The 23,034-nt window shown below is 63.4% G+C and carries 17 protein-coding genes and 1 tRNA gene; 4 read left to right on the forward strand and 14 right to left on the reverse strand.

Features of this window, described 5'->3' with window-relative positions:
* Nucleotides 1-444: 444 nt before the first annotated feature.
* A tRNA-Val gene (locus B5D32_RS01065) sits at nt 445-520 on the reverse strand.
* Between the two features lie 80 nt (nt 521-600).
* Nucleotides 601-1,323: an ATP-binding protein gene (locus tag B5D32_RS01070; RefSeq protein ID WP_078783225.1), complete on the reverse strand. Its 723-nt coding sequence runs from the start codon at nt 1,321-1,323 to the stop codon at nt 601-603.
* An 86-nt stretch (nt 1,324-1,409) separates the two neighbouring features.
* Between B5D32_RS01070 and B5D32_RS01075 the strand changes: the two genes are divergently transcribed.
* Nucleotides 1,410-2,063: a Crp/Fnr family transcriptional regulator gene (locus B5D32_RS01075; protein ID WP_078783226.1), complete on the forward strand. Its 654-nt coding sequence runs from the start codon at nt 1,410-1,412 to the stop codon at nt 2,061-2,063.
* A 249-nt stretch (nt 2,064-2,312) separates the two neighbouring features.
* On the opposite strand, the gene B5D32_RS01080 is transcribed toward B5D32_RS01075, so the two are convergent.
* From B5D32_RS01080 to B5D32_RS01130, 11 genes are all read right to left on the reverse strand, one after another.
* Nucleotides 2,313-3,632 carry a 2-hydroxyacyl-CoA dehydratase gene (locus B5D32_RS01080; protein WP_078783227.1) on the reverse strand — a complete coding sequence of 440 codons (1,320 nt, stop codon included), beginning with the start codon at nt 3,630-3,632 and terminating at the stop codon, nt 2,313-2,315.
* Between the two features lie 11 nt (nt 3,633-3,643).
* Nucleotides 3,644-6,571, reverse strand: a complete 2,928-nt coding sequence (locus tag B5D32_RS01085; RefSeq protein ID WP_078783228.1) for an acyl-CoA dehydratase activase — start codon at nt 6,569-6,571, stop codon at nt 3,644-3,646.
* 430 nt (nt 6,572-7,001) lie between these two features.
* Nucleotides 7,002-7,997 (reverse strand): coiled-coil domain-containing protein, encoded by a 996-nt coding sequence (locus B5D32_RS01090; RefSeq protein WP_078783229.1) that lies wholly within the window; start codon nt 7,995-7,997, stop codon nt 7,002-7,004.
* A gap of 30 nt (nt 7,998-8,027) precedes the next feature.
* Nucleotides 8,028-9,260 (reverse strand): cell division protein FtsZ, encoded by a 1,233-nt coding sequence (ftsZ, locus tag B5D32_RS01095; RefSeq protein WP_078783230.1) that lies wholly within the window; start codon nt 9,258-9,260, stop codon nt 8,028-8,030.
* Between the two features lie 358 nt (nt 9,261-9,618).
* Nucleotides 9,619-10,872 (reverse strand): UDP-N-acetylglucosamine 1-carboxyvinyltransferase, encoded by a 1,254-nt coding sequence (locus tag B5D32_RS01100; RefSeq protein ID WP_078783231.1) that lies wholly within the window; start codon nt 10,870-10,872, stop codon nt 9,619-9,621.
* A 246-nt stretch (nt 10,873-11,118) separates the two neighbouring features.
* Entirely contained in the window at nt 11,119-11,700 is a 582-nt protein-coding gene (locus B5D32_RS01105; protein WP_078783232.1) for a dipicolinate synthase subunit B, read from the reverse strand.
* Nucleotides 11,697-12,500 (reverse strand): NAD(P)-dependent oxidoreductase, encoded by an 804-nt coding sequence (locus B5D32_RS01110; RefSeq protein WP_078783233.1) that lies wholly within the window; start codon nt 12,498-12,500, stop codon nt 11,697-11,699. Before B5D32_RS01110 ends, B5D32_RS01105 begins: the two co-directional genes overlap by 4 nt.
* A gap of 251 nt (nt 12,501-12,751) precedes the next feature.
* Complete coding sequence (locus B5D32_RS01115) at nt 12,752-14,902, reverse strand: M23 family metallopeptidase (protein ID WP_078783234.1); 2,151 nt, start codon at nt 14,900-14,902, stop codon at nt 12,752-12,754.
* A gap of 87 nt (nt 14,903-14,989) precedes the next feature.
* Nucleotides 14,990-16,222 carry a murein hydrolase activator EnvC family protein gene (locus B5D32_RS01120; RefSeq protein ID WP_078783235.1) on the reverse strand — a complete coding sequence of 411 codons (1,233 nt, stop codon included), beginning with the start codon at nt 16,220-16,222 and terminating at the stop codon, nt 14,990-14,992.
* Between the two features lie 118 nt (nt 16,223-16,340).
* Nucleotides 16,341-16,559 carry a phosphatase gene (locus tag B5D32_RS01125; protein ID WP_242943373.1) on the reverse strand — a complete coding sequence of 73 codons (219 nt, stop codon included), beginning with the start codon at nt 16,557-16,559 and terminating at the stop codon, nt 16,341-16,343.
* Nucleotides 16,560-17,018: 459 nt separating this feature from the next.
* Nucleotides 17,019-17,948 (reverse strand): nucleotidyltransferase family protein, encoded by a 930-nt coding sequence (locus tag B5D32_RS01130; RefSeq protein ID WP_078783236.1) that lies wholly within the window; start codon nt 17,946-17,948, stop codon nt 17,019-17,021.
* 363 nt (nt 17,949-18,311) lie between these two features.
* Between B5D32_RS01130 and B5D32_RS01135 the strand changes: the two genes are divergently transcribed.
* Entirely contained in the window at nt 18,312-19,496 is a 1,185-nt protein-coding gene (locus tag B5D32_RS01135) for a patatin-like phospholipase family protein (RefSeq protein ID WP_159446952.1), read from the forward strand.
* 187 nt (nt 19,497-19,683) lie between these two features.
* The gene (locus B5D32_RS01140; RefSeq protein ID WP_078783238.1) at nt 19,684-21,243 is read left to right on the forward strand and encodes a putative PEP-binding protein; all 1,560 of its coding nucleotides are present in this window, start codon (nt 19,684-19,686) and stop codon (nt 21,241-21,243) included.
* Nucleotides 21,244-21,478: 235 nt separating this feature from the next.
* On the opposite strand, the gene rpsT is transcribed toward B5D32_RS01140, so the two are convergent.
* Nucleotides 21,479-21,745 carry a 30S ribosomal protein S20 gene (rpsT, locus tag B5D32_RS01145; protein ID WP_078783239.1) on the reverse strand — a complete coding sequence of 89 codons (267 nt, stop codon included), beginning with the start codon at nt 21,743-21,745 and terminating at the stop codon, nt 21,479-21,481.
* Between the two features lie 138 nt (nt 21,746-21,883).
* On the opposite strand from rpsT, the gene spoIIP reads away from it, so the two are divergent.
* On the forward strand, nt 21,884-23,014 hold the full coding sequence (gene spoIIP / locus B5D32_RS01150; protein WP_078783240.1) for a stage II sporulation protein P: 1,131 nt from the start codon (nt 21,884-21,886) through the stop codon (nt 23,012-23,014).
* Nucleotides 23,015-23,034 lie beyond the last annotated feature (20 nt).

A 23,034-nucleotide genomic window follows, 5' to 3' on the forward strand; every position in this document is an offset into this window, starting at 1 on the left:
GCGATCCTCCCTCCTTTTCCTATGGCAACACCGCACAATTCCCGCCTGACGGCTTAAGCACCGCTCCGGCGGCTGCGGCACGGCATCTGCGTTGCCAAAATGCTCGATAATACACAAAGTATTATCTGCGCTTTTGGCTTAGCAGCTGCCGTGCCTCGCTCGCCGTATCGGCACTTAGAATTGTGCGGTATTGCCCTATTTCTGCTTTGAACAAAGTACGACAAAATGCCGTAAAATATAAGTATATCGTACCAGCGCAGGTTCGTCAATGGGGACACAAAAAGTGCATTGTAGGGGCAGGGGCGCAGTACGCCCGGCCCTGCGGCAGTCGTTCAGCTCCCGGGTCGATGATGAGCATCGACCCCTACATGCAGAAGCGGATGCTCGCATCCGCGGAAACAAAAGAAAAGCCCCTTGCCGAACGTATCGGCAAGGGGCTTTCTCTGGTGCGCGGTACAGGACTCGAACCTGTGACCTCCTGCACGTCAAGCAGATGCTCTACCAGCTGAGCTAACCGCGCATATACGTCACTGCGTTTCAGCGACGTATGTTATTATAGCATACTGCTTTGTGGAATGCAAGCCCTTTTTGCAAAAAAAATCAGTCCAGAATCCGCCCGTCGGTGGAGATCGTTACGACCTGCCACGGAATGAACTTGCCGGACGCCTGCAAGGCGCGCTTGGCGGCATTTTCCAGCCCGCCGCAGCAGGGCACCTCCATGCGCACAACGGTGACCTCTTGAATGTCGTTGCTGCGGATGATGGCGGTCAGCTTCTCACTGTAATCGACGTCGTCCAGCTTGGGGCAGCCCACCAGCGTGATGTGCCCGCGGATGAACCGCTCGTGGAACGCGGCGTAGGCGTAGGCCGTGCAGTCGGCAGCGATCAGCAGCCGCGCACCGTCAAAGTAGGGTGCATTCACAGGCACCAGCTTGATCTGCACGGGCCACTGGCGCAGCCGGCTGGGGGCCGTCGTCGGGGCGCTCTCCCCTGCCTCGGCGGGGTGCAGGGCCTTGGCCATGCTGCCCGGGCAGACGTGCATCGCTTTGGGCGCACTGCCGGGGCAGCCGGGCGTGTGGGCGGCCTTGTGCTGCCTGGCGGCCTGCACGGCGGCCTCGTTGTAGGGCGCGGCCTCGCGCTGCTCAAACGTGATGGCCCCCGTGGGGCAGTGCGGCAGGCAGTCGCCCATGCCGTCGCAGTAGTCGTCGCGCATCAGCGTGGCCTTGCCGCCGATCATGGCGATCGCGCCCTCGTGGCAGGCGGCGGCGCAGGCCCCGCAGCCGTTGCATTTCTCCTGGTCGATGTGAATGATTTGTCGTTTCATGGTCAGCCTCCTTGACTTTGTGCTGTCATTTTACTACAATGGCAGCAAGAGTTCTGTTGTAGCAACAACATGTGAGGTGCATAATTATGGAATTGCCGGATGTACCACTGTTCCGCGGCCTGACCGCCGACGAGGCCGAGGCAGCCGTAACCGCGCTGCGGATGCGCCGCAGGGCATTTACCAAAGGGGAGATCCTGCTGGAGGCCGGGCAGAGAGCCCCGGCGCTGGGCGTGGTGCTGGCCGGGCGGGTGCACATGGAGCACCTGGACGTCTGGGGCAGCAAGACGCTGCTGGGCCAGGCCGGGCCGGGTGACCTGTTTGCCGAGACCTACGCCTGTCTGCCGGACGAGCCGCTGCGGGTCAGCGTTGTGGCCGCAGAAAACGGTGAGGCACTGTTTTTGGAGACCGGGCAGCTTTTGCAGTGCGGCTGCGAGCCGTGGCGCTGGAAGCTGACGCAAAATCTTTTGCGCATTGCAGCGCGTAAAAATCTGGGGCTGGCGCAGCGCAGCCTGTACACCGCCCCCAAAACGATCCGCGGGCGGATCACAGCGTACTTTTCGGTGCTGGCGCGGCAAAACGGCAGCCTGCGGTTTACGCTCCCTTTTGACCGCCAGCAGCTGGCCGACCACCTTGGTGTGGACCGCAGCGCCTTGAGCAATGCGCTGAGCCAGATGCAGAAGGAAGGACTGCTGGTGATCGATAAGCGGGAGGTAGAGCTGAAACAGGTGGAGGAGATGTGAGGGAAGCTCAAACTGTCGAAAAAGTCCATTGTAGGGGCGAGCATTGCTCGCCCGTGCCTGTTTGCCTTGGAAGAAACTTTCCCGGAAAATGCGTTGCTGCGGTAAGTTGGCGGGCGACCAATGGTCGCCCCTACACACGCAATAAGATAAGAATGCAATTTTTTGACACGCAGGGCTTCCCTAAGGGGGAAGGCTTGAAGTCTGTATAAAAAGGCCGCTGACAATTATGCCAGCGGCTTTTTTATACATTTATCGTACCACCGTCTCCACCTGCGGTGCGCCGCCTGCCAGCTGTTCCGCGGTGACAGGCTGTACCTCGCCGGGCTGGTCCAGCTTCTCGCGGGCTACGGCCAGCATCAGCTTAATGCGGTTTTCCTGGTTGACGCGGGTCGCGCTGGGGTCGTAGTCCACGGGGGTGATGTTCGCGTCCGGGTGCAGGGCGCGGATCTTATTGATCATGCCCTTGCCCACGATGTGGTTCGGCAGACAGCCGAACGGCTGGGCGCAGACAATGTTGCCGTAGCCGCCCTCGACCAGCTCGATCATCTCGGCGGTCAGCAGCCAGCCCTCGCCCATCTTGGCACCCAGAGAGATGATGCCCTCGGGTTTTTTCATCAGCTCGCGGAACGAGCCGGGCGCGTAGAAGCCGTACTTGCGCATGGCGTCATAGCTGGCGCAGCCGATGCCGTCCAGCCAGCTCAAGAACGCGTCCGCGCCGCCCGCCACCAGCTTGTTGCCGCCGTACAGGTCGATGTCCAGTTTGTAGTTGGCCACGCAGTACTCCACAAAGCCCATCAGGCCGGGCAGGTTGACCTCGCAGTCCTGACTTTCCAGAAATTTTTCCAGATCATTGTTGCCCAGCGGCGAGTATTTGACATAAATCTCGCCGACGACGCCGACCTTGACCTTCGGCACGCGGGTGATGGGAATGGTCGCGTAGTCCGCGGCAATGTCGTAGAACCGGCGCTTTATGTCATGGGCGGAGTAGTTCTTGTCGTCGCGGATCCAGCCTTGTATCGTAGAGATCCACTTCTCGGTCATGGCGTCGGCGTCGCCCCTGTGGTTCTCGTAGGCGTGGGTCTGGCTGCGCAGGGCGACCAGCATATCGCCGTAAAAGATCGACGCAATGACCTTGCGCAGCAGCGGCACGGTCAGCGGCAGACCGCTGCCCTTTTCCAGACCGGAGAAGTTCAACGATGCTACGGGAATATTGCCGTAGCCCGCCTTGACGAGCGCCTTGCGCAGCAGCTTGATGTAGTTGGACGCACGGCAGCCGCCGCCGGTCTGGGTGATGAGCAGCGCGGTGTGGTCCAAATCGTATTTGCCGCTGTTCAGTGCGTCGAGAAACTGCCCGATGACGAGCAGCGCCGGGTAGCAGGTGTCGTTGTGGACGTATTTCAGGCCCAGCTGCGCGACCTCGCTGCCGCAGTTGCCGAGCACCTCGGTCTGGTAGCCCTCGCTGGCCAGTGCCGCCTGCATGAGCCGAAACTGAGTCACGGCCATGTTCGGGATCAGGATTTTATGGGTCTTTACCATGTCCTTGGTAAAGTTGGGGGTCATGTATTCCATGGAATTGCCTCTTACTTTTTGTCCTCTTTGCGTTCTTCCAGCGCCGCAAACAAACTGCGCAGTCTTATGTTCACCGCGCCCAGATTTGTGATCTCGTCGATCTTCAGCTGGGTGTACAGCTTGCTGCCCGCCTGCAGAATCTCGCGGGTCTCGTCGGTGGTGACGGCGTCCAGGCCGCAGCCGAAGGAGACGAGCTGCACAAGGTCCATGTCGGGGTTCTCGGTGCAGTATTTCGCGGCGGCGTACAGGCGGCTGTGGTAGGTCCACTGGTTCAGGACGGAGGTCTGGAACTTCTGCTCGTGCCAGCTGACGGAGTCCTCGCTGATGACGGCAGCGCCCTGCCGGATGATGAGCTGGTCAATACCGTGGTTGACCTCAGGGTCAACGTGGTAGGGGCGGCCCGCCAGCACAATGATGCGGCGGCCTTCCCTGCGGGCCTGCGCAATGATCTCGGTGCCCTTGTCGCGCAGCTGCTGCATGTGGCGGGCGTACTCGTCGTAGGCCGCATCAATGGCTTCGTGCACGGCCTTCCGGTCCAGCCCCGGGAAATAATGGTCCAGCGTCTGCTGGAATTTCTTGTAGAAATCCTTGCGGCGCTCGAGGTTGAAGTAATCGTAGATGAACTTCGTCGCCTTCAGCTCGGGGCAGTTGCCCTCGAGGACCTCGGGATAGTAGGCCACGACGGGGCAGTTATAATGGTTGTCGCCCAGGTGCTCGTCCAAGTTGTAGCTCATGCAGGGGTAGAAGATCGCGTCCACGCCCTGCTCACACAGCCAGTGAATGTGGCCGTGGCTCAGCTTGGCCGGGAAGCAGGCCGTGTCGCTGGGGATCGTCGCCTGACCGCTCTGGTACAGCTTGCGGTTGGAGAAGGGGCTGACGACGACCTCAAAGCCGAGGCGGCTGAACAGCGTGTGCCAGAACGGCAAAAGCTCGTACATATTCAGGCAGAGCGGGATGCCGATCTTGCCGCGGCTGTTCGCGGGGGCTGCTGCCTTGCGGTAGCCGTCCAGCAGCTTGAGCTTGTAGGCGTAGAGGTCCAGGTCCTCGTTGTTGGCCTTGCCGGTCACGGGCTTGTCGCACCGGTTGCCGGAGATAAAGCGCTTGCCATCGGCAAAAACGTTGACGGTCAGCTGGCAGTGGTTGCCGCACCCCTGACACTGCACGGTGTTGACCTTCTGGCTGAAATGCTCCAGCTCCAGCTGGGTCAGCACGGTGCTGCGGGCGTGCGCGCCTGCCTTGGCCTTGCCGTACAGGGCCGCGCCGTAAGCGCCCATCAGGCCCGCAATGTCGGGACGGATGACGTTGACGCCCATCTCCTTCTCAAAGGCGCGGAGCACAGCCTCATTGTAGAAGGTGCCGCCCTGTACCACGATGTTGCGGCCCAGCTCCTCGGGGCTGGACGCACGGATGACCTTGTACAGCGCGTTCTTGACGACGGAGATGGACAGACCGGCGCTGATATTTTCAATCGAGGCACCGTCCTTCTGCGCCTGCTTGACAGACGAGTTCATGAACACAGTGCAGCGGCTGCCAAGGTCAACGGGCTTGTCGGCAAACAGGCCCAGCGCGGCAAACTCCTTCACATCGTAGCCCAGCGCCTGGGCGAACGTCTGCAAAAAGCTGCCGCAGCCGGAGGAGCAGGCTTCGTTCAGGAAGATGTTGCTGATCGCACCGTCCTCAATTTTGAAGCACTTCATGTCCTGACCGCCGATGTCGATGATGAAATCCACGTCGGGCAAAAAGTGCTTGGCGGCGGTAAAGTGCGCGACAGTCTCGACAAGACCGCGGTCACAGTGGAACGCATTTTTGACGAGCTCCTCGCCGTAGCCGGTGGTGGTCACGCTGGCGATCTGCAGGCCCGGGTGATCCCTGTAGAGACCAAGCAGCGTCTCCCTGACGAGCGGGATCGGGTTGCCGAGGTTCGGACGGTAGCGTTCGAACAGAATGTTCGCGTCGTTGTCGATGACGACGAGCTTGATGGTGGTGGAGCCGGAGTCGATGCCGATATGTACCGGCCCGCAGTCTGCGCCAAAGGGCAGGCAGGGCACGGTGGCCTTTAAGTGGCGGGCGTGGAAGTCCTCGTACTCCTGTTTGTTTGCGAACAGCGGCGGCAGGCTGACGTAGGTCGCTGTGGCGCTGTAGTCGTCGAGGCGCTTGGCAACCTCGCGCAGGTCGGATTCCTCGTCGGCATAGAACGCCGCGCCCATCGCAACGAAGAGCAGGCTGTTCTCCGGCAGGGTGCCGGTGACACCCAGAGTCTTGTCAAAGCTCCGGCGCAGCGTCTCGGAGAAGGTCAGCGGGCCGCCGAGATACAGGATATTGCCCTTGATGGGGCGGCCCTGTGCCAGACCTGCAATGGTCTGGTTGACAACGGCCTGATAGATCGACGCCGCGATGTCGCCCGCCTGTGCGCCCTGGTTGATGAGGGGCTGGATGTCGCTTTTGGCAAAAACGCCGCAGCGGCTGGCGATGGTGTAGGTGCGGGTCGCGGCCTGCGCGGCCTTGTCCATCTCGTCGGCGCCCATCTTCAGCAGGGTCGCCATCTGGTCAATGAACGCGCCCGTGCCGCCGGCGCAGCTGCCGTTCATGCGGACCTCGGTGCCGTTTGTCAGGAAAAGGATTTTGGCGTCCTCGCCGCCCAGCTCGATGATGCAGTCGGTGCCGGGGGCCAGCCGGTTGGCGGCCACACGGGTGGCAAAGACCTCTTGCACGAAGGGGACCTTGCAGCTGTCAGCCAGGCCCATACCGGCGGAGCCGGAGATGGCTAAGTAGGCGCGGCCATCGGGCAGATATTCGGCGGCAACCTTCTCAAGCAGCGCCCTGCCCTTCTCTAAAATATGGCTGAAATGGCGCTCGTAGGTCGAATAGACGATCTGCCCAGCGTCGTTCAGCACAACACATTTAATGGTGGTGGAACCAATGTCCAGACCAACTCTCATAGGATTTTGCCTCCTGCGGATGGAGTGAAATTGCGGGATATGTGCGCCGGGTCTGCCCCGCGGCGATACAATATCAGATTATATTATACAGGGTTCTGCACGATTCGGCAAGAGTACGGTGCAGGAAAACACGTTGTCAAATGCAGAAATCTGTCCTAAAAAAAACACCGAAGCGGTGCAGGAAAGTCCTGCACCGCTTCGGCATCAAAAGAAAAGAGGAGTATGGATGAAAAACTTGGGGTTCTGTTCTCAGGCCCGGGTCCCTGCTCCCTTCCTGAGAACACTTATAGTATACCCGCCATTTGTGTTAAAGTCGTGAAGGAAAATTCAACAAATTAAGAAGGGTTTGTGAACAAACCAAGCCTTCCCCCAGGGGGAGCCGCTCTAAACAAAAACCACCCGGCGCAAAACCGAGTGGCTATGTACAAACTTATTGCTCCTCCCGGCCCAATTTGTCGATCTGATCCTGCAAAAGCTGGGAGATCGGGCGGCGGGTGTTGCGCAGACGGTGGACCGGGGCGGCAGGGGCCGTGTGGTGCACGGGCTGTGCCTTGGCCTTGACGCGCAGACGCTCGGCGGGCTTTTCGGGAGACGGGGCGGCAGGCTTGGCGGCGGGGCGCGGCGGCACCGGTTCGGGAATATCCGTTTCCGGTGTGCCCTGTGCAAAGCTGCGCATATCGGTGCCCAGATCCTTCAGCTCGGCCTCGGTCTGGTCAAGCGCCTGATAGATGGCCTGCGTCAGGCCGTCTAAATCCAGCGTGGCGGCGCTCAGGCGCTCGTCCACGCGGGCCAGACGCTCCCGCACCAGCATGACGCCCGACGCAATGCTGCGGGCATTCTCCGCCATGCGGTTCTTCTGGGTCTCGGCCTGCTGCTTGAGCTCCCGCTCTGCGCTCTCGGCGTACAGGCGGGCATCGGCCAGGATCTTACCGGCCTCGAGCTTGGCCTCCCGCACCAGATCGGATGTGGGGGCAGCCGGGGCGGCGGCAGTGTTCAGCGCACGCGCGGCGGTCAGCTGCTTTTGCAGCTCGTCCACCTGCTGCTGCAGATCGTGGCATTTCAGCTGCCAGATGTTGGCGTTTTTCTGGGATTCCCGCTGGGTGGACTGGAAGGAGGCCGTCTTTTTCTTGATGGTCTCCAGCTGCTCGTCCGCCTCGCGGCGCTTGGCCTCGGCCGTGTCTGCACGCTGGGTCGCGGCAGCCAGCTCGGCCTTCAGGGCCTCCATGCGGCTGTCGGCGGTGCCCCGCTCGCTGCGCAGCTCGTCCAGCTTGGACTGCAGCTGCTGCAGCTGGCGGTTGTACTCCAGCTCGTGCTGCTGGGCCTCGTTGGCCAGTGCGTTCATGTAAGCCAGCACGTCATTTTTATCAAAGCCGAACAAGCTGGAACGAAAACCCTGTTCCTGAATGTTCATCGGTTCAGACGGCATGGCTTTTTACATCCTCTCGCAAAAAAATCATTAAGAACGCTTGTTCAGGATGCTGAGCAGGTCGTCAAAGTAATCGCCGTCATCCTCTTCCTCGGCAGGGGCTGCGGGCTGTGCGGCCACAGGCGTGTCCATGCCGGTGCTGAAGGACTGGGTGAAGATCGGGTTGGGCATGACGGGGTTGACCTGCGGCTGGACAGGCTGCACGGGCTGGACCGGAGCAGCGGCAGGCTGTGCGGCGGGCTGGGTAGCGGCCTGTGCGGCACGCTTGGCGTCAACATGGGCCTGAATGGGCTCGTCGACCTCGGGCGTGCTCTCGAAACCTGTGGCAACGACGGTAATGCTCATCTCGTCGCTCAGGCGCTCGTCGAACGCAGTACCCCAGATGATGTTGGCATCGGGATGCGCGCTCTGGGTGATCATGCTGGCAGCGGTCTCGACATCCTCCAGGCCGATGTCGGGGCTGGAGGTGATGTTGATGATGACGCCGCGTGCACCGGCAATGCTGGTCTCCAGCAGCGGGCTGGAGATGGCAGCCTTGGCGGCGTTCTCGGCCTTGCCGGCGCCCTTGGCAACGCCGACGCCCATGTGGGCAAAGCCGGCGTCCTTCATGATAGAGCGGACGTCCGCGAAGTCCAGGTTGATGAAGGCAGGAATGTTGATCAGGCTGGAGATGCTCTCAACGCCCTGGCGCAGCACGTTGTCAGCGGCCTCGAAGGCGTTCATCAGGGTGATCTTCTCCTGGCTGATGAGCTTCAGGCGCTCGTTGGGAATGACGATCAGGGAGTCAACGTGCATCATCAGGGAAGCGATGCCCTGCTCGGCCTGCGCCATCTTGCGCTTGCCCTCAAAGGCGAAGGGCTTCGTGACGATGCCGACGGTCAGGATACCCAGGTCATGGGCCGTCTCGGCCACGACAGGGGCAGCGCCCGTGCCGGTGCCGCCGCCCATGCCGGCGGTGATAAAGACCATCTGCGCACCCTTCAGCGCGTTGGTGATCTCGTCCTTGCTCTCCTCGGCGGCGCGCTGGCCGATCTCCGGGTCAGCACCGGCACCGCGGCCCTTGGTCAGCTTGGCACCAAGCTGGACCTTCTGGGTGGCCTTGGAGTTGAGCAAAGCCTGCTGGTCGGTGTTCATCGCGACGAACTCGACCCCGGACAGACCGGACTCCACCATGCGGTTGACGGCGTTGCCGCCGCCGCCACCTACGCCGATAACCTTGATATTGGTTACATTTTGCATTTCTTCGTCGAGAACGAATGCCATGAGTGTATCCCCCTAAAAGTGATGTTGTGAAACCGGATTCCTGGGGTGCACCCACGCATGGGCACACTAATCCGTGATTTTTTACATATAACTGTTTATAAGAATAGCAAATTTTCCGCGCAATTTCAATACCTTAGCGAGAAATTCATAAAAAAATACGGCCTGCCCTGCCCTTTTGGACAACGCAGACCGCGATAGAGACTGTATTTTTAGTGCAAAGCTACATACTTTGTGTAAGGATGTGAAAAAATTGAGAAGCGGAGCTGCTGTGATCGGCCATGTGCCGGGGCGGCTCCCCCGTAGGGGCCGGGCATGCCCGGCCCGGTGGTGTAACGTGAGCGGCAGTCTGCGGGCAGTCTCAGGAGATCTCCGCCCCCAGCCCGCGCAGTGCGGCGGGTAAATTTTCATACCCGCGGGGGATGTGCCCGGGGTCGCGCAGGCGGGTCTCACCGTCCGCGGCCAGTGCCGCCGCCAGAAGCGCCGCTCCGCCGCGCAGGTCTGGCGCGGTGACGTCCGTCCCGTGCAGGACGGCCCCGCCCGGGAGCGTCAGCTGCCGCCCCCTGACCGTGCAGGCCGCGCCCATGGCGGCAAAGCCCGCGGCACAGGCAAAGCGGTTGGCAAACAGGCTGTCGTAAATTTCGCTCTCCCCCGCTGCCGTCAGCAGCACGGCGGCGGCCAGCGGCGCAGTGTCGGTGGCAAAGGCGGGCCAGGCGTCGGCCCGCAGGTGCGCCCCGCCCCGCAGCGGCGCGGCGGGGTCACGGGCCAGCCGCACGCAGTCTCCGACCCGGCTGACCTGCACGCCGGTCCCGGCCAGAAAGCGCAGAAACGAGTCATAGCTGGCCGGGTCGCAGCCCGCAATTTCGATCTGTCCGCCCGCGCACGCCAGTGCGGCGGCGTAGGTCGCGGCGGCGATGCGGTCCGGCAGCGGGCGGTGAAAGGCTCCGCCCAGCGGTCTGCCGCCCTGCACGGTCAGCACCGGCGTGCCCGCGCCCTGAATATCCGCCCCGCAGGCAGACAGAAACGCGATCATGTCGCCGATCTCCGGCTCCTGCGCAGCGCCGCGCAGCACGGTCTGCCCCGCGGCGCAGCAGGCGGCCATCAGCAGGGTCATTGTGGCCCCGACGCTGGGCAGCCGCAGTGTAAAATCCACCCCATGCAGCGGCCCCGTGCGCCGCAGCGTGACGGCAATGCCCTCCAATTCGACCTCGGCCCCCATGGCGGCCAGCCCGGCCAGGTGGATGTCCACGGGCCGCGGGCCGAGGCGGCAGCCCCCGGGCAGCGGCAGGCGCACATAGCCGACGCGGCAGAGCAGCGGCGCGAGATAAAATACCGAGCTGCGCATGGCCCCGGCCAGATGCTCCGGGATGTCACCGCAGAGACGGTCCGCGGGACGGGTGCAGAGGTCCGCCCCGCAGCACCGCACCCGGGCTCCGACTGCGTCCAGCAGCGCCAGGCTGGTGTCCACGTCGGCCAGACGCGGGACGTCCTGCAGGCGGCAGGGGCCGTCGCAGAGCAGCGTCGCCGCCAGCAGCGGCAGGGTGCTGTTTTTGGCGGCGGCAGGCCGGATGCTGCCGTGCAGGGTGCGTCTGCCGTGGATGGTGATCGTCTGCATGAGCGGGGCCTCCTAAACCTATGATATTGCCAGAAAGCGGGAGGATGCGCGGTAGGGGCCGCATATAGGCGGCCCGCAGCCTTCCGGCAGACAGCCGGCTGCCTTACACGCGCGGGCCGGGCGGCATTGTCAGTCAACGGGCCGCCGCATACTCTCCCCTCATCCGGCCCTGCGGGGCTACCTTCCCCCAAGGGGGAAGGCAAGGGGTATCTCTACCCCGTTATATGCCGCGCTCCCTCCCTCTTATTACAGCAGCAGCGGCTGGATCTGCACGCCGCGCAGCGCGGCCTCTAATGTGTCGGGCAGGAGCGTGAAATCGCTTTTCAGGCTGCACGGCTTTTTGTAGCTGTCGTCCTGGCCGAAGGGCACAAAATAGTAGCTGCGCCGCTGCAAAAGCTGGCCCAGCGCCGGGGCACTGCCCGAAAGCCCATCGTTCGTGGACGGCGCGATAATCACGGGCCGTCCGCCGCGCAAAAGGCTTTTTGCGGCCAGCGTCACGGGGGTCGAGCTGATGCCTGCGGCCAGCAGCGCCATCGTGGTGCCGGTGGCCGGGGCGATGATGAGCGCCTCGGCAAGCCGCTGCGGGCCGAGCGGCTCAACGGCCTGCAGGGTCGTCAGCGGTCTGTGGCCGGTCACTTCATATAAGGTCTGCCGCAGGGCCGACGCGGTGCCGAAGCGGGTATCCAGCCCGGCGGCGCTGGCACTCAAAACAGGCAGGACGTCCCACCCGCGGGCAGTCAGGACACGCAGCTGGGGCAGCACCGCAGCAAAGCTGCAAAAGCTGCCGCACAGCGCAAAGGCGATGGTGCGTTTGGATTGGGTGGTCATGGGGCGGTGCTCCTTTCGTCGGGATCACGTTCTTCCAGGATCGCCAGCACGGTCTGTGCAATCAGTGCCCCGGCTGTCTGCGGCGCGCAGCGGCCCGGCAGGGCCAGGGCGTGCTCGGCGTGCAGACCCAGTTCCTCGGCGGCGGCAAAGTCGGTGCCGCCGGGCAGACTGGCCAGGTCAATGATGAGCGCCCCGCCCGGCAGCTGCTGCAGAAGGGCCCGGGGCAGCACCGGCGCGGGGATCGTGTTGATGACGGCGTCAAAGCTGGGCAGCAGTGTGGGCAGGGCCGTCAGAGGCGCGGCGCGGCACCCGGCACAGCGGGCATTGGCGCGCTGCTCGGGGCTGCGGGCGGCCACGGTGACGCGCCCGCCCAGCAGCACCAGCCGCCGTGCTACGGCACGCCCGACGCGGCCATAGCCCAGCACGAGAAAGCCGCTCTCCCAGATCGTGCGCTCCCGCAGGCGGAGCAGCAGCTCAAGACAGCCCTCGGCGGTGGGCACGGCGTTCAGGCATTCCAGCTCGGGCCGCAGAAAATAGTCGATCAGCGGCAGCCCGGCCTCCCGCGCGGCCATCCGCACCGGCATCCCGGGGCGGCCAGCTAAGATCAGCGTCCCCTGCCCCGCACCCTGCAGTGCGCGGGCGACCTCGTCACTGACGCGGCCTTGGGACATGGGCAGCAAAATGTAATCGGCTGCGGCGGCATTGTCGGCGGCGGTCACGCCGTAACCCGCACGGCGCAGCACGCGCGCCGCCGCCTGCTGGCGGGCATCGTGCCCGACCACGCAAAATGTTTTCGGCATAGGCGCTCACCTCGGTTTGATTTGCGCCATACTATGCCGGGGCGCGTGTACCTGTGCCTTCTGCCTTCCCCGTCGGGGGAAGGTGGCCCGCAGGGCCGGATGAGGGCAGAGTATGCCCTATTGCCAATTCACGGGCAATTGCGGCGGCTCTGCCCTCATCAGTCGCTTTCAGCGACAGCTTCCCCCGAGGGGGAAGCCACGGCACGCAAAAAAGGCACCCACCTTTTCTTAAAAGATGGATGCCTTTTTACTCAATAATATTTCAGCCCGTCGCACTGGCCGCGCCAGACGAGGAGCGGGTTGATGGGCACGGTGCCGATGCGCAGCTCGGCCACAACGGTCCTGCCGCTGGTGCCCAGCAGCTGGCCCTGCTTGACATCGTCCCCGGCCTCGACGTCCAGTGCGGTCAGGCCGTAGAAGATGCTCCTGAGGCCCGCGCCGTGGTCGATGACGACGGTGTAGCCGTAGCTGCCGCCAAGGTCCTCGGCCAGCAGCACATGGCCGCTGGCGGGCACGATCATAGAATCCTTCGACTTCTTCGGCTTGATGACGACATTTGTCGAGGTGCGCCCGCCGTAGCCGTAGTTCGTGCTGCGCTCGCTGTAGGAACGGCCCACGTACTCGGTCATGCCGTAGAGCAGCGGCGTGTCAAAGCTGTCCAGGAACGGCTGCACAAAGCCGCCCGTGGCCCACTGGATCTCGCCGCCGTCATTCGTCAGCAGCCTGCGGACGGCATCGGGGGCGTCGTCCGCGCCGATGTAGGGCGACATCAGCTGGGACTTGGCGCTGTAATCCTTATAGGAGTAGGAGGCCGCGCGGACCGACAGCGTCAGCGTTTCGGTATAGCCGTCGGCAGTTACGGTCAGCTCGGTGTTTCCGGTCTCGGCGTTCCACGGGATGGGCAGGTAGCAGATCCAGCCGTTGGCGGCCCTGACGAAGCCTGTGCTTTCCAGCGGGCCCGTCAGCGTCGGTTCGGTCCGGCTCATGGTGCTGCCGACACGCACGGCGGCCACGCTGCCCTGCTGCACCGTCGGTGTGCAGAGCGTGACGGACGGCTTGATGCCGACGGTGAAGCGGAACTGCCAGGTCTCGGTGCCGGTGACGCTGGAGCGGTCCTCGGCGGCGCTGTCAGACGCGGTGACGACGAGCTTGGCGTCAAACGTGCCGTTCTCCGCAAACAGATAACTGCGGAAGCCGGTGACGCTGCCCTCGTACACGGTCTCCTTGTCGGCGTCGGTGATGGTCAGCTGGGTGCTGTAGTCGGACGGCGTCACGATAATATCCGGCGATGCGTCGGATATGGCATCCTCGAGCACAACGGGAGAGGAATTGAGCGTTTCGGCGTAGGTGCGTCTGAAAAAGCTGCCGACCACCGGCACGTGCCACTTGTAGGCCGTGGGAGCAAGCTCCTGGCCGTCAAAGGTGACCTTGACTTCGGGCAGCATGTCAGGCGTGGCGCTGCGGTAAAGCCATGCTACGCCGCCGCCTGCGATGATGAGCACGAACAGCACAACGAGGAGCAACCACTTGAACATGCCGAACACACCGCGCCCGAGGGCCTGCGGGATCGTATCCTGCGGCTCGTCGTCCTCGTCGGCGGCGGCGCTGTCATGCTGCGGTGCCTCGGGCGCCGGGGCAGGCCCCGCAGACGGCGCGGGGTCCTCCTCCAGCCCGGCCATGATCTGCGCAATCGAAAGCTGCGCCGTGCGGGAGATGTTCGCCATGCGGGCGGCCTCGGCGGCAAGGGCTTTATCGTTGGCAAGGTCATCGCTGAAAACAAGGCCGGACGGCTCGGCAGCGTCCTCCGCGGGGACGTCCCCGGTTTGCTCGGGCGTGTCGGTGACGGCTGTGTCTGCCGCGGCGGCCTCGGGGGGCGCTTCTGCCGCAGGCGTATCGTCGGCGGCAGGGGCGTCCGCTGTCGGTTCGGGCTCCGTCCCGGCGGGCTCGGCCTTTTCCGCAGGCTCGGGCAGCTCCGGGGTACTCGGGACGTCGGGCACGGTGGGTGCGGCAGCGTCCTCCCGGGCGGGGGTCTCCGGCGGTTCGGGCTTGCTTTCGGATTTGGGCTCGGCAAGCTCCGGCGCGGCGGGAACGGGGCTGTCCTGTGCGGGAGCCTTGTGCTCCGGGGTCTCGTCAGCCGGGGCTTTTTTCGCCGTCTTAGCAGCCTTCGGCGTCTTGGACTTTGCGGTTTTTGTTGTCTTTGTGTTTTTTTTGGCCCGCGGCTTCTTGGGGGACGCGGCAGGCTTTTTCGTGGTCTGCCCGTCTGCGGCGGGCAGCTCGGCGCTGTCCGTCGGCGCAGGGGGCGTGTCGGCGGCAGACTGGGGGCTGGCTGCCTTGCGGCGCCGGGGCTTCGGCTTGGGGGCCTCCTCCGGCTGTACCGCAGTGGATTTCTTATCTTCTTCCATACTCACACTCACTCTTTTAGGGACCTTTATGGATGCCCGGCAAAACGGCAGCGGCACGGCAGGCCGGGTGTGCCGTGTGCAGCTATTTTATTCAGCCTCGCGGAATTGCAGACCACTGTTTCCGTCCAGCGCGGTCTGCGGGTCAGTGGATTTGCTGCCGATGCGCAGCTCGTAGATCAGGTTGTGGGCCGTCCCGGCGGTGCCCAGCGGGTCGCCGGCGGACACACTCTGCCCGCGCTCCACGCCGACAGTCTCCAGCCCGTACAGGTAGCTCTTTACGCCGCAGCCGTGGTCGATGACCACCGTGCCGCCGGTCAGGGTCAGTGTGCCCGCAAAGACAACGTTGCCTGCCTGCGGGGCGGTGACGGTCTCGCCGTCCGCGGCGGCATAGGTCAGGCCGGTGGCCTGGCCGCTGCGCTGGCCGTCCACCATCTGGGTGACACCGTACTCCATGGCGACAGCGCCCGCGCTGGGGGCCTCAAAGCGGCCATTCCAGAGCTTGGCGGAGCTGCCCGTTGTGTACAGCGGCCATATAGCGTTGCGGAACTCCTCCCCGCCGCCGGTGTCCTCCTCGGCGGGGACGGTGACCGTATCATACATGGTGCGGGTGACGGTCAGGGTGATGTCCTTTTCCAGACTCCCGCAGGTCAGGTGCAGCGTATGGTCGCCGCCCTCGGCGTTGTAGGTCACGGGAATATAGCCCATGTAGCCGCTGGCGGTCTTGCGGAACCAGACGGTGCCAAGATCGGTCTCCAGGCTCGGCTCGCCGTCCAGAATGCCGGACAGCTGCACAGCCACGATGCTGCCCTGCGGCGCGCGCTCGGTGCTCAGGGTGACCTTGGGGTTCATCGCCATCGTGTAGCCGGCGCGGTAGGCGTACCAGCCCACGGGGTCGCCGGGGTTGTCCGCACTGCTGTGGTGCGCGGTCACGATGATCTGATAGTCCCCGTTTTGTGTATAGGTATAGGTATTGCAGTCGGCCAGTGCGCCGGTCCAGACCGTGCCGTCGGGCGCGGTGATCTGAAGCTCGGCAGCGGTGACCCAGTCGGGCAGGACGAGCTGCGGCACGGTATCGGTGAAGGTGCCCAGCTTCTGCACGGTCAGATTCGTCGGGCTTTCGTAGGTTTTGTTGACCTTATCGCCCAGCACCGGGATGACCCAGCTCCAGCCGTTGGGCTCGAGGGTCTGCTCACCGAAGGTGACAGCCTCCTGCGGCAGGGCGTCCGTCCCGGTGCGGCTGTAAAGAAAAGCCGCCGTTCCGCCCAGGATGGCGGCAATCATAACGGCGACCATCACAAGCCAAAGCAGCAGTTTACGCATATTGTGTTTTCTCCGTGGCAGTATGGCATTGCCAAAAAGCCGGACGCCGTCAGGTCGGTGCCCAGCCGGGTTGTGGTGGCAGAAAGGCTTCCCACGCGGGGGAAGCCTTGAGGATCATTTACTCCTTCTCCTCTGCGGGGGCGGAGGGGATGTTCTCGTAGGTGGTGGAATCCTCGTCGTCGTAATCGTCATCCTCGTAGTCGTCGCTGAACAGCAGGCGCTCGTACTCGTCCAGTTCCTTTTCACGGTGGTAGAGATAGAGAGCGGCGGCGGTCAGGGCACCGGCAGCGGCAAACAGGAACGCCAGAACGGCACCGAAGGTGGTTTTCTTCATCATAGTAGTTCTCCTTTTGCAAATGCTGCGCTGCAACGCATCTTTCGTGAAAAACGCCGCAGCGGGCGTGCATACAAAGCAATAGTGCTAACCTTATTATACCCGACGCAGAGGGCAATTACAACCCGAACATTTGTAAAATATTAAAGGTATTTTTTTGCTGTTTTTACGCGGATTGCTGCAGGACAAAGGGTACATTTGAGCCAAGGGCGGCATGAGGTATATGGGAAGGTTGTAGGGGAGGGATTTATCCCGCCCGGAATGTTTGCGTGGCCGGAAACCCTCACGGAGGGGTCAAGACCCCTCCCTACGATGTGCCGTTCACGGGTGCTTTGTAGGGAGCGGTCTTGACCGCTCCGGGGAAGTGTGCGGCTGCCATCCACTCCACGGGAGGGATAAATCCTCCCCTACGCAAAACAAAAATGCGGTCTCCGCGCAGGAGGCCGCATTTTTATACGATTTTCAGAACAGCCTATCCACCGGGTACAGCCCATCCTCGCTCATCTTTTTCAGGGCTTCGACCAGCTCGGGCTTGTCCTCGCGGTAGGTGATGCCGTGCCATTTGTCGGCACTGGTCAGCACATGGACGTCCGCCTTACCGGCCTCCAGCGCGTTCGTCACGACGGTGGGCAGGTAATATTCGCACTTCATCGGGTTGACGGGCAGGCTGGCCTGCAGGAACGCGGCAAAACCGGCCTTGGCCTCCTGCACGTAGGCGGGGGTGAAGCCCCACAGGTTCATCGAGACAACACAGTCGGCGGGCAGGTCGGCCCAGCTCTTGCCGCCGTCCTCGCTGTAATGGATGCCGTCGGCGTAGGGCTCGATGCAGGTGCGCTCGGTCACGCTGACGAGGTTGCGGCTCTCGTCGGTCACGCAGACGCCGCGGCTGACACTGCCGTTGGTGCTGACCGTGTTGCCCAGCAGGAAGCCGACCATGGCCCAGGCGTAGCGGTCCCCGTCGGCGTGGGTGCTCAGGTAGTCGTAGATGAGCTTGAAGCCCTGCGGGCCGTAGTAGTCGTCGGCGTTGATGACCGCAAACGGCGCGTCGCCGATGGCCTCCTCGGCCACGAGGATGGCATGGGCGGTGCCCCAGGGCTTGACGCGGCCCTCCGGCACGGTGAAGCCCTCGGGCAGCTTTTCCAGCTGCTGGTAGGCGTAGCGGACCTCGAACCCGGCGCGCACGGCACGGGCACCGACGGCCTCTTTAAACGCCTGCTCGATCTCATGCTTGATGATAAAGACGACGGTCTTGAACCCGGCGCGGCGGGCATCGTACAGGCTGTAGTCGAGGATGGCCTCGCCGGACGGGCCGACGGGGTCGATCTGTTTGAGTCCGCCGTAGCGGCTGCCCATACCGGCGGCCATGACAACGAGGATCGGTTTGGTCTGCATAGTTTGCACTCTCCCAATATTTGTAGGGGAGGGATTCATCCCTCCCGGGTATTCAGCGGCTGCCGCGGCGTACCTGCGGAGCGGTCAAGACCGCTCCCTACAAAGCACCCGTAAACGTCATTCTGTAGGGAGGGGTCTTGACCCCTCCGGGACGTGTGCCGCGTCGCTAAGTCCACGGGAGGGATGAATCCCTCCCCTACGGGCGTATTTTAAGTTTACTCCATTTCTCCTGCTATTGCAAGCACCTTATAAAATTAGAAAAAACTGCGCAATTTCCGCAGATTGTGACCCGGTTTGCTATGGCAACTTAAAACAGAAAATGCTATAATGAATAAAACTACAAAACAGGAGGGCTTTTTTCCGATGGAACATACCGGAAAACGTGCGCTGGTGCTGGCTGGCGGCGGGGCCAAGGGCAGCTATCAGATCGGCGTCTGGCGCGCTCTGCAGGAGCTGGACTGGACGCCTGACATCATCACGGGCGCAAGCGTCGGCACGCTGAACGGCTGCCTGTTCACGATGGGCAAGATCCAGGAGGCCGAGGACCTGTGGCGCAGCCTGGAAATTCACGATGTTCTCGAAGTCCCCGCAACGCTCAAGCCCGAGGAGCTGCGCGCGTTCTTCCTCGACATCATCCGCAGCGGCGGACTGAACGTTGAACCGCTGGCCGAGATGATCGACCGTCTGATCGACGAGGACGCCGTGCGCACATCGCCTATCCACTTCGGCCTTGTCATGACCGAGCTGGGCAGCCTGCGCAGCGTGCAGTGCCCCATCGAGGACATCCCCGAAGGGCAGTTAAAGGACTATATGCTGGCGTCCAGTGCCTGCTTCCCGGCCCTGCGCCCGCGGGAAATTGACGGTGTAAAGTACATTGACGGCGGCTGGCGCGACAATATGCCGCTGGATCTGGCCGCAAAAATGGGCGCAGCGGAGCTGCTCGGCGTCGATGTGGACGGCATCGGCATTGTACGCCCCAACACCACCGGCCTGCCGACGCGCATCGTGCGCAGCCATTGGGATCTGGGCCCGACGCTGGACTTTGACCCCGCCCGCGCCGGGCGCAACATTGCGCTGGGCTACTTTGACACGCTGCGGCTGTTTGGCCGCTGTGGCGGCACGGCCTACGCCATGCTGCCCGACAATGAGGAATTTCTGGCTCGCTTTGCCGAGCAATACCAAAAGCTGCTGGCCGAGGTCTGCGCCCGCGCACCGGAAATTGACCTTGTGGAGAAAAACGCGCGGCTGCGCGCAAACTACCCGGCGCCCTATGCACCGAACCCGAGTGCGCCCACCCGCGGCGCACTGGCCCCGCTGGAGCTGGCCGCCGAGCGCGTCGGCGTGCCCGAGGATGTGCCCTACACGCCGAAGCTGCTGGCCGCGACCTTCATGGGCAGCTTTGACAAGGACCCGGCAGACCGCTTCCCCGCCCTGCTGGACGGCAGGGACAACACCCTCGTGACCGAGCGTGCCATCGCCGCCGCCGTGCCCGAGGAATTCGTGACCGCCCTGGTCAGCAAGACCCTGGGCGAGCTGCCGATTTTGTAAAAAGGCTTCCCCCTTGGAGCCCCGCGCGTGTATGGCAGAGGAGCGCCCGCCGTAAAGCTGCGGGCCGCACATGTGCGGCCCCTACCGGGCGGTAAGCCTTTAACGGGTGTCTGCGGCGAACCCGCCCCTCATCCGACCCTGCGGGAGCCCATCCCGGAGGGGCCAAGAAGAAAAAAGGAGGCATCCTATGCACACCTATACCGGCGTACCGGCGTCCACCGGCATTGTGGTCGGCCCGGTTGAGCAGATAGACCACGGCACCACCGGCCTGCACCGCATCGTCTGCGACCCGTTCCGGGAGCGTGCCCTCTACGACGTCGCCGTCGTGCTGGCCAAGGATGAGCTGCGCCGTTTGAGCCAGCGCGCCAAGGGGCCGGACGCGGATATTCTGCTGTTCCAGATCGCCCTGCTGGAGGACGAGTCCTTCACGAACGAGATCGGTGACTATATCGCCGCCGGTGCGGGCGGGGCTGCCGCCGTCGAGCGCGCCGAGCAGATTTTTGCGGGCCGCCTGAAAAACGTCGATGATGAGTACATCCGGGAGCGCAGCGTCGATGTCTGCGACGTCTGCCGCCGCGTGGTGGATATTCTGGACGGACGCCCGCGCCGCCGCCTGCATCTGAAGCGCCCCAGCATCCTGGTGGCGGACCGCTTCTTCCCCAGTGACCTGTTCAGTCTGGACCGCCGCATGGTGCTGGGCCTGGCCAGCGACCAGGACAGCACGGTCAGCCATGCCGCCATCATGGCCCGCAGCATGGGCATCCCGGCGGTGGTACAGCTGGGCGGCGGCACTGCGGCCATGGCCGTGGGCCACCGTGCGATCCTTGACGCCGACAACGGCACGCTTATTGTGGAGCCGGACGGTACGCAGATCGCCCAGGCGGACTGTAAAATTGCATTGAGCCGCCTGCACGGCCAGAAGCCCGACCCCGTGGCCGCCCTGCCCTGCCTGACGAAGGACGGCACGGCCTTCCGCCTGATGCCGACCTGCAACATCAGCGACAGCGACGTGCCCCATACGCGCGGTGCGGCGGGCATCGGCCTTGTGCGCACCGAGACCGCGATTCTGTACGACCAGAGCGACGAGGTGCAGACCACCCGTCTGCGCGAGCTGCTGAAAAGCGCCGAGGGCGTGCCTGTGCTGCTGCGCACCTGCGATACCCGCGCCGCCGACGACGCCCCCTGGGCCGGGGAGACACAGGACCGCCTGCGCGGCAACCGACTGTTCAAGCCGCAGATCCGGGCGCTGCTGCGCGCCGCCACGGACGGCGACCTGCGGGTCGTGTTCCCGATGATAAAAGATGTGGCCGACTGGGATCGCTGCGTGAAGGAGGTCAACACCTGCCGCGACGAGCTGCTGGCCGAGGGCCGCGAGACCGGCCCGATGATGCTGGGCTGCGTTGTGGACATGCCGTCCGCCGCGGTCATGGCCGGGGATATGATGGAGCACGGCGCGCAGCTGATGGCTGTGGATATTGAGGACCTGACCCGCTACACGCTGGGCCTTGTGCAGAACCCCACCGCCGCCGTGAACCAGCTGACGAACCCCGCCGTGCTGCGCCTTGTCAGCGGCATTCTGGAGCAGGCGCAGGAGCACGGCGCACAGGTCTACCTCTGCGGTATCACCGTGGCCGCCGTGGATGCCATGCCGGCCTATTTAAAGCTCGGCATCCGCACCTTCAGCGCCGAGCCCGCGGCGCTATTGCCGCTGAAGAAGCTGCTGATGGAGCAGGAGCTGACGCAGTAGCGCTGTAGGGGCCGGGCATGCCCGGCCCGCAGGCTTCCCATAAGCAGGGCGATTTCGCGAGGTGCAGGGCCGCACATGTGCGGCCCCTACCGGCAGCTTGTGGGGGAGGCATTCATGCCTCCCGTGTACCTACCGGCAGCACCAAACGCCCCGGGAGGGATGAATCCCTCCCCTACTACTTAAAAAATGAAAATGCCCGCCGTGTTTCCACGGCGGGCATTGTTCATGCGATCAATTACTGAGCGGCAGCCTTGTTGGCGCGCTTAGCCATGCGGCTGATCTTGCGGGCAGCGGTGTTCTTATGGATAACACCCTTGCTCTTAGCAGAGTCGATGGCAGAGACAGCAACCTTAACGACGGTCTCCTTGTCAGCAGCATTGCTGTCGATGGCAGCGTTTGCCTTCTTGACCACTGTTTTCAGGTTGGACTTGACGACCTTGTTGTGCAGAGCCTCTTTCTTGGCCTGAACAACACGATCCTTCTGAGATTTAATATTAGGCATTCGTTCCACCTCCTTGGTTCCCCATAACAGTACAAGTTATCCTACCACACTTTTTGCAAAGTTGCAAGGGCTTTTTGAAAAAAACTTCATAGAAACCAAAAAAATCGCATAAAATTCTGGTACAAGGGGGTGTGTGCCATGCAAAAGCTGCGCCGGTGGGCGGCGGCTGCACTGTGCGGGGCCGCATTTGCGGGCAGTGCGACGGCGGTTCTGGCCGCGTGTGCGGTCTGCCCCGGGCGGGCGTGGATCGTGCGCGGGGCGCTGTTTTTGCAGGACCCCGCGGCGGCTGCGGCCATCGCCTGGCCAGCGGATGCCGCCCGGGCCGCCTACAAGCCCCAGAAGCCGGACCGCCGCCCCACGCCCGTGCCCACGGCGACGCCCTCCCCGGCTCCGACAGCTGCGGCAACGCCCACGCCGGAGCCGTCCCCCGTTTCCACGCCGCTGCCCAGCGCCGCGCCGGAGCTGGACGACGCGGGCCGCATCCGCAGCGTGACACTCAGGCAGGGCAGCGGCGACGGTTATGTGGCACTGGCCGCAGGCAGCATCCGAAACAGCACCGAACACACCGACGCTGACCTGCGCGCCGCCGTGACGACGCAAAATTTACCGTTTGCCGTTGAAAAGAATAGTGCCCTGCCGCAGGTGCTCATCATGCACACCCATGCCACCGAGAGCTACCAGACCTGGCCGGATCCCGTGTTTGACCCCGGCTACACGGCCCGCAGCAAAAGCACGGCGCTGAATATGTGTGCCGTCGGAGAGAAAATGGCGCAGGTGCTCAACGCGGCGGGCATCCGCACGCTGCACGACGAAACGCTCTACGACGCGCCCGGCTACACTGACAGCTATAAGCGCAGCCGCGCGGGCGTGCAGACGTATCTGGAGCGCTACCCTTCTATAAAGGTCGTGCTGGATGTCCACCGCGATGCCATCGAGGACAGCGACGGCACGCGGGTCAAGCCCGTGTGCGAGATCGACGGCGAGAGCACGGCGCAGGTCATGGTCATTGCCGGGTGCGGCAACGGCAGCAGCATTGCCCTGCCTAACTGGCGGCTCAATCTGCGTTTTGCCGCCGAATGGGAGGCCGCTATGGAAAGTGCCTACCCGGGCCTGACCCGCCCCGTGCTGTGCGGGTATCGGTTTTACAATCAGGATTTAACGACAGGCAGTCTTTTAATAGAGATCGGCGGCCACGCGAACACGCTGGACGAGGCCCTCCGCGCCGGAGAGTACGCCGCCAAGGCGCTGGCGGCGGTGCTGGGAGGGTAAATCTCAAAATCTCTTATTAC

Source organism: Gemmiger formicilis, from assembly GCF_900167555.1.
In the GTDB taxonomy this organism is placed as follows: domain Bacteria; phylum Bacillota; class Clostridia; order Oscillospirales; family Ruminococcaceae; genus Gemmiger; species Gemmiger formicilis.

Coding starts and splice junctions, on each gene's coding strand:
- B5D32_RS01100 (WP_078783231.1), bottom strand. CDS start 10,872: ATGCAGACGATCACCATCCACGGCAGACGCACCCTGCACGGCAGCATC.
- B5D32_RS01075 (WP_078783226.1), top strand. CDS start 1,410: ATGGAATTGCCGGATGTACCACTGTTCCGCGGCCTGACCGCCGACGAG.
- rpsT (WP_078783239.1), bottom strand. CDS start 21,745: ATGCCTAATATTAAATCTCAGAAGGATCGTGTTGTTCAGGCCAAGAAA.
- B5D32_RS01110 (WP_078783233.1), bottom strand. CDS start 12,500: ATGCCGAAAACATTTTGCGTGGTCGGGCACGATGCCCGCCAGCAGGCG.
- B5D32_RS01080 (WP_078783227.1), bottom strand. CDS start 3,632: ATGGAATACATGACCCCCAACTTTACCAAGGACATGGTAAAGACCCAT.
- B5D32_RS01130 (WP_078783236.1), bottom strand. CDS start 17,948: ATGCAGACCAAACCGATCCTCGTTGTCATGGCCGCCGGTATGGGCAGC.
- B5D32_RS01135 (WP_159446952.1), top strand. CDS start 18,312: ATGGAACATACCGGAAAACGTGCGCTGGTGCTGGCTGGCGGCGGGGCC.
- B5D32_RS01070 (WP_078783225.1), bottom strand. CDS start 1,323: ATGAAACGACAAATCATTCACATCGACCAGGAGAAATGCAACGGCTGC.
- ftsZ (WP_078783230.1), bottom strand. CDS start 9,260: ATGGCATTCGTTCTCGACGAAGAAATGCAAAATGTAACCAATATCAAG.
- B5D32_RS01125 (WP_242943373.1), bottom strand. CDS start 16,559: ATGATGAAGAAAACCACCTTCGGTGCCGTTCTGGCGTTCCTGTTTGCC.
- B5D32_RS01140 (WP_078783238.1), top strand. CDS start 19,684: ATGCACACCTATACCGGCGTACCGGCGTCCACCGGCATTGTGGTCGGC.
- B5D32_RS01115 (WP_078783234.1), bottom strand. CDS start 14,902: ATGGAAGAAGATAAGAAATCCACTGCGGTACAGCCGGAGGAGGCCCCC.
- B5D32_RS01105 (WP_078783232.1), bottom strand. CDS start 11,700: ATGACCACCCAATCCAAACGCACCATCGCCTTTGCGCTGTGCGGCAGC.
- spoIIP (WP_078783240.1), top strand. CDS start 21,884: ATGCAAAAGCTGCGCCGGTGGGCGGCGGCTGCACTGTGCGGGGCCGCA.
- B5D32_RS01085 (WP_078783228.1), bottom strand. CDS start 6,571: ATGAGAGTTGGTCTGGACATTGGTTCCACCACCATTAAATGTGTTGTG.
- B5D32_RS01090 (WP_078783229.1), bottom strand. CDS start 7,997: ATGCCGTCTGAACCGATGAACATTCAGGAACAGGGTTTTCGTTCCAGC.
- B5D32_RS01120 (WP_078783235.1), bottom strand. CDS start 16,222: ATGCGTAAACTGCTGCTTTGGCTTGTGATGGTCGCCGTTATGATTGCC.